Consider the following 6,000-nt stretch of genomic DNA (forward strand, 5'->3'; position numbering starts at 1 on the left):
GCTCTCAGCAGCGTCCAGTTGACAGTTGACAGTTGACAGTTGACAGTTGACAGTTGATTAGACTTCTTGCCTCAGTCCTTTTAATCAAATTTTGGGAAGCTGCTCAAAGCAATCTCACAATTTAAAGAAAATTGTGGGATGTTGCTCTCAGAAGCATCATAAGTATTTTGAAAAGAAGTCTATTTCATGTGTTAGATGAATTTCTAATCTCCGATCTCCAGTCTCGGATCGCATCGGATTTAGCGCCCTGTAATGGCGACCCAAAAATAATTCTCAAAAGAGTTCTTAGGAATATCTACGCGAATTTTTCTGCCCCAAGTATAAACATCAAAACTAACGCGAGATCGATCGCCCTTTCGGATACTTCCTTCATCAATTGCGACATTTCCCAACAGCGTTACCCAGTGACTCGGATAAGGGATCAGCGGCGGTTTGTTTTGCAGCATTCCCTCAGCAGTAATCAAAGCAAAAGCAAATCCCCCAGCTTTGAGCGCCTCGTCGGCGGCCCGCAGCGCTGGAATATCGCCACTGAAATAAGCGTAGTGGGATTTTACATCGCGGCCTCCCAAAATTTCTCGCGCCCAACCGGCCATTTCCCAAGATTTGGTCATCCCGCTGAGGTTGCGGACAATTTCTGGGGCGTTGGCTTCGATGGGAAATATCAAATTTTCTGATTCGCGCAGTGCGGATAAAACCATCCAGTCTACTTGAGGCATCCGCAAATTGCCTTTGCTTTGCCGCAGCGTCATTGAGGGAGAAATCGATCGCATGGATTGAGTGCGAAAACTGCCGGTTTCCCAAAGACGGCGGCAGATTTCGACGTAGCGGAGGGGGCTGCGCGTCAAGAGTGTAAAGGTGACGGCTGCGGGGCCGCAAAAAGGCTGTCCGCCTTGATTTATTTGAAACGGATCGTGGATGCGCGATCGCATTTCGGCGATAATTTGGCTTTTGTTGAGAGCCGGCCAAAAGCTGAGCAGGTTCGAGCGTTCAAATTCGGAAATTGCCTCATCTGCTTGCTGTAGCGAATTTTGGTTTGACAGTTGGGAAGTGGCACTGGCAATTGCGATCGAGTTGTCTGATTGTGTCATTTTTGCGATAAGTCGGAGCTGTTAATATTTGCCTATATTTGATTGCTTGTGCGATCGCACTCGATCGGGATCGATCAATATTATTTTAGGGTTTAATTAGATTTTTTTGTAGACCGCAGATAATCCACAGGAAGAGAAGAAGAAGAGATATATAGCCTTTCTCAAAAAGGTGAGGTATGACTTACAGGTTATATAACCACCCAGACAAAGAGGGCTCTCTTCCCAACAACGTACCTCATATGAGAGCTTGATCCGCTATAGCCTTTGTCAGAAAGATAGGGCATTGGGCATTGGGCATTGGGCATAGGCCATATCTCATTTTTTCGAGAACCCCTATATCTCGGTAAGTTTTTCCTTATATCATTTCCAATTTCATCGGAATTACTGTAGTGCGAGCGTCTCGCTCGCGATTCAGGCGGTTCGCTATGGACGCTCGCACGCTCAACGATTCAAATATATAATTCCGATGCTAACGGAAACGTTACTATTCCTTCTTCCTTACTAGCTTTGGTCAACTGTCAACTGTCAACTGTCAACTGTCAACTGTCAACCGTCAACTGTCAACTGTCAACTATCAACTGTCTTACCATTTTCCTGACATTGCATCTTTGAGTCTCAATTCTTCTCGACTGACTAGAGCTTCGTAGTAATCTGGTTTGATTTCTAGGGCAACTCCGTAGGAACTAATTGCATCTTGAGTGCGCTGCAATTTTTGCAAAACATCGCCGCGTTGCGCCCAAGCTTCCCAGTTTTGGGGTTTGAGTTGAATTACTCGATCGAAAGCGACAAGTGCTTCGGAATAGCGCTGCATTTTCCCCAGCACCAGGCCTCGCTGCACCCAGCCTTGATAGCTGTCGGGCCAGATAGTAATTGCTCGATCGTATGATGCTAGACTTTGTTCGTATTGTTCCAAATTTGACAGGGCGTTGCCACGTTTCAACCAAGCTTCAAAATTGTCTGGCACGTTTTGAATGACGCGGTTGTAAGCTGCGACGGCTTCTTCGTAACGCTGCAATTTTTCCAGGGCTGCGCCTTGCTGCAATCCTACTTTTGATGTAACGTCTGTTTCAGAACTTAGAGAGATTACTTTATCAAAACAGGCGATCGCTTCTTCGTATTGCTCTAATTTTTCTAGGGCTTCGCCTCGCAAATTCCAAGCTTCTAGAAAATTTCCTTCAATTTGGAGGGCATTGCTGTAAGCGATAATCGCATCTTTGTAGCGTTCCAATTCTGCTAGGGCCATACCTCTGCCCAGCCAAGCTTCGGGGAAATTCGGATTAATTTGAATCGCTCGATCGAAAGCATCGATCGCACCTTCATAATCTATTGATTCTGTCAGTGTTTGCCCCCGCCCGATCCATGCTTCGGGATAAGCGGGATTCATTTGAATTGCGCGATCGAAACAAGCAATTGCCCCATCACGCCACTGGTGTCTCAGGGCCATTCCTTTGTACAGCCAAGCTTCGTAATCGTTGGGTTGGAGTTGCAAGACGCGATCGTAAGCTGTGACTGCTTCTCCATATTTGTGCAATTTTGCCGAAGCAATGCCCCGATTGAACCAAGCCAAAGTGTTTTGTGGTTGCAGTTGAATGGCGCGATCGTAAGAAGTTACAGCTTCAGCGTAGCGTTCTGCCTTCATCAAAGCCAAACCTCGGTTCAGCCAAGCTTCCCAGTTAGTTGGGACGAGTTTGAGAGCGCGCTCGTAGGCCGCTACAGCCTCAGCGTAGCGCGAGGCTTGCAGCAACACGCTGCCTTGCCTGCACCACATCGCGGGCAAATTTGGATGAAGTTGGGTGGCTTTTTTGTAACAGGTTGCTGCTTTGTCCCACTCCTGCATTTCTTCTAAAACTCTGCCCTGCTGATACCAAGCTTCGTGCTTTTCTGGATTGATTTCAATTGCTTTGTCAAAAGTCGCGATCGCCTCGGAGTAATTTTGCAAACTGAACAATGCTGTCCCGCGCAGCATCCAGGCCCAATATTCCTCGGGATTAATGGCGATCGCTCGATCGCAACAGGCTACGGATTCTGCCCAAGAGGACAGTTGCTTGTAAGCTTTGCCCAGATTCAGCCACGCGCGGGCCCAATCCGGCTTAATTTGCACCGCTTTTCCGTAGCAAATGATTGCCGCTTCGTACCTTCCCGATGCGTAGTGTCTGTTGCCCCGATCGTAATCTGGAAATGCTGCAAAAATTCTTAAAATCGGGGGCAGCAGAGCTGGTTGGGGGTTTGGGGAGTTTTCCGTGGTAGAAGTCGAAAGGTCTGGCATACGCCTTGCACGTAAAAAAGTTAGTGGGATAACAAGCTGGCGGTCTTATATATTAACTTATGATTTTGTTAAATCGCTGCTGTTTTGAGACAAACTTAGCATATCAGGTCTACTGCCACTCATTATTTTTACTTAAGTGTTTATTTATACAATTATGCAGCGATCCTACTTGAATTATGCAGCGATCGTACTTTGCAGATACCGCTGTACAATACGGTCAAGACACCAACTAATATGTCCCGATCGAGATTTTAAATCAAATTTAATATGTTACTTTTGCACGCATTTTTAGATTTCACGGACTGCTTTATGGACTCCGATCGCAAGTCGATCGACTCTAGCCCCAGTTATTGGTACGAAGGCCTTTGTCCTCAAAGTGGCGAGTTACTAAGACTTCCACGCACTCGAATGTCCGAGGATCTGGCGCGGGGTTTGATGCAGTACCTTGCTGCTGACGATTCCTACGATCGCGAGGGGAAGATGTACGGCATCTTGCTGGTGGAAATGCCTTCGGGGGAACAGCGAATTCTCAAAGCATTTTCTGGGTTGCTGAACGGTTGCAGCGTTGTTGACGGCTGGGTGCCGCCGATTCCGGGGCGATCGCGAGTTGAAGCGACAGAAGCCCGCACGCTGGCTCAATTGGAGGCGATGAAACAGGAACTGATTGCACTGAATCAACTCCCGCAGCGACAGGAATATGCAGCCTTATTGAGCGAATTTGAATTGCAATTGCAAGTTTTGAATGCGCGGCACCGCAATTGCAAGCAGCAGCGAGACGAACAACGTCAATTACTGTGTCAAACTCTCGCAGGAGACACGCTCTTAATAGCCCTGGAAAAACTAAATCAAGAAAGCCGTTTGGAGGGAATTGAATGCAGGCAATTAAAACGGCAGCGGGATGCAATATTGCAGCCCCTAAAAAAGATCGTTGAAGCTGCCGATGAGCGGATGCGGGTGCTGAAACAAGCGCGAAAAGAACTTTCCCGCGAACTTCAGGCCGAGATGCACGCAGCTTACAGTCTGGTGAATTTTTTGGGAAAATCGCGATCGCTCCAGGAATTGATGCCAACTAATTCTATTCCCACTGGTACTGGCGACTGCTGCGCGCCAAAATTGCTGCACTGCGCGGCAGTACACAATCTGAAACCGCTAGCAATGGCTGAGTTTTGGTGGGGGGCGCCATCGGGTGACAAAGTTCCGGGAGAGTTTTATGGTGCTTGTAGCGATCGGTGTCAGCCGTTGATGGGTTTTTTGCTGTCAGGATTGCCACAAAATCCAATTGTTTCCGGGCCGAAAGCTTACCCGGCTTTTTCACCATCAGCTAATAGCAAAAGTTTGTCAAAAGCCGAATTTAAAAAAAGTGTAAATCAGTCTTTTAATGGTGGCATCGAAGCCCGCCCGACAAGTCAGACTTTGAGGGGCAAGCTCCATGCCGATCCCACAAATCATCAAAACAATCATGGTGGAACGGGCAAGATGCCTGTTCCCGATCGCTCTTGGGGCAAGCTCCATGCCGATCCCACAAATCATCAAAACAATCATGGTGGAACGGGCATCTTGCCCGTTGCAAAAAAAACTGTGGCGGAGGCAGAGACTCGCTCTTGGGGCAGGCAAGATGCCCACCCCACAAATCTCAAAAAAATTGGTGGAACGGGCATCTTGCCCGTTACAGATCGCTCTTGGGGCGCGCAAGATGCCCATCCCACAAATCATCAAAACAATCCTGGTGGAACGGGCATATTGCCCGTTACCAATCCCCAGGAAATGCTGCCAATTGTTTATGAAGACAAATGGTTGATTGCAGTCAATAAACCCTCCGGTTTGCTGTCAGTTCCAGGTCGTTATCTAGAAAATCAAGATAGCGTTTTGAGTCGCTTGCAAAACTTGTTACAGGACGGGTTAGAACTGACGGCGGTTCATCGGTTAGATTTAGCAACATCGGGTATTTTGTTGCTGGCGCGGGACAAAGAAACGAGCAGTCAACTAAGCCTGCAATTTGAGAAACGGCGGGTTCACAAAGTTTATGAAGCAGTGCTTTCGGGGACTGTCAACATAGAGGCGGGGACGATCGCACTCCCGGTAAAAGAAGACCCGAAAAATTCCCTACTTCAGCAAGTTAATTGGGAGTGCGGAAAACCCAGCGTTACTCGGTTTCAGGTAATGGCGAAGGAGGGAAATTGTACTCGCGTTGAGTTTTTGCCGCTGACGGGGCGCACGCATCAATTGAGGGTTCATGCAGCGGATGTTCGAGGGCTGGGAATGCCGATTTTGGGCGATCGACTTTACGGATGTCATGCCGCTGCGAACCGACTGCACTTGCACGCGCGGGAACTCTCCTTTGAACATCCGCAGTTGGGTTCAAGGCTCAGCTTACAGGTGGCGACGCCATTTTGATCGCGCGGGCGATCGCAAGTCCGATAGTGCGATCGCCTGCAAGTAAAATAACAAGCACAGGAATTTCAACTCGCCTCTGTTTAGGAAACCTGAAAATGCTACAGACTCCCACGAAAACCCTTACCCCATTAGTCACAAGTTAAGCTAAAAACACTGTTGTCAATGAGTAATCTTACTCATTTTTTACCGAGATACCAATTAAAATATGACTCCATTTGTTGCCTTATTATTGCCAAAAAATTGTTCGGGACT

Annotated in this window: 3 protein-coding genes; 1 reads left to right on the top strand and 2 read right to left on the bottom strand. The window is 47.8% G+C overall.

From position 1 onward, the window contains the following. Positions 1 to 239: 239 nt before the first annotated feature. Positions 240 to 1,088 carry a hypothetical protein gene (locus QZ918_RS20445; protein ID WP_293337960.1) on the bottom strand — a complete coding sequence of 283 codons (849 nt, stop codon included), beginning with the start codon at positions 1,086 to 1,088 and terminating at the stop codon, positions 240 to 242. A gap of 583 nt (positions 1,089 to 1,671) precedes the next feature. Then, a complete protein-coding gene (locus QZ918_RS20450; protein ID WP_293337962.1) occupies positions 1,672 to 3,354 on the bottom strand; it encodes a tetratricopeptide repeat protein in 1,683 nt (560 codons plus the stop codon). A 267-nt stretch (positions 3,355 to 3,621) separates the two neighbouring features. On the opposite strand from QZ918_RS20450, the gene QZ918_RS20455 reads away from it, so the two are divergent. Further along, positions 3,622 to 5,748: an RluA family pseudouridine synthase gene (locus QZ918_RS20455; RefSeq protein WP_293337964.1), complete on the top strand. Its 2,127-nt coding sequence runs from the start codon at positions 3,622 to 3,624 to the stop codon at positions 5,746 to 5,748. Positions 5,749 to 6,000 lie beyond the last annotated feature (252 nt).

Origin of the sequence: Microcoleus sp. CAWBG58 (genome assembly GCF_020883045.1) — a bacterium.
Classification (GTDB): domain Bacteria; phylum Cyanobacteriota; class Cyanobacteriia; order Cyanobacteriales; family Microcoleaceae; genus Microcoleus.

Bases quoted from the DNA above. Each gene is read 5' to 3' on its own strand.
- QZ918_RS20455 (WP_293337964.1), top strand. From the start codon at position 3,622: ATGTTACTTTTGCACGCATTTTTAGATTTCACGGACTGCTTTATGGAC.
- QZ918_RS20450 (WP_293337962.1), bottom strand. From the start codon at position 3,354: ATGCCAGACCTTTCGACTTCTACCACGGAAAACTCCCCAAACCCCCAA.
- QZ918_RS20445 (WP_293337960.1), bottom strand. From the start codon at position 1,088: ATGACACAATCAGACAACTCGATCGCAATTGCCAGTGCCACTTCCCAA.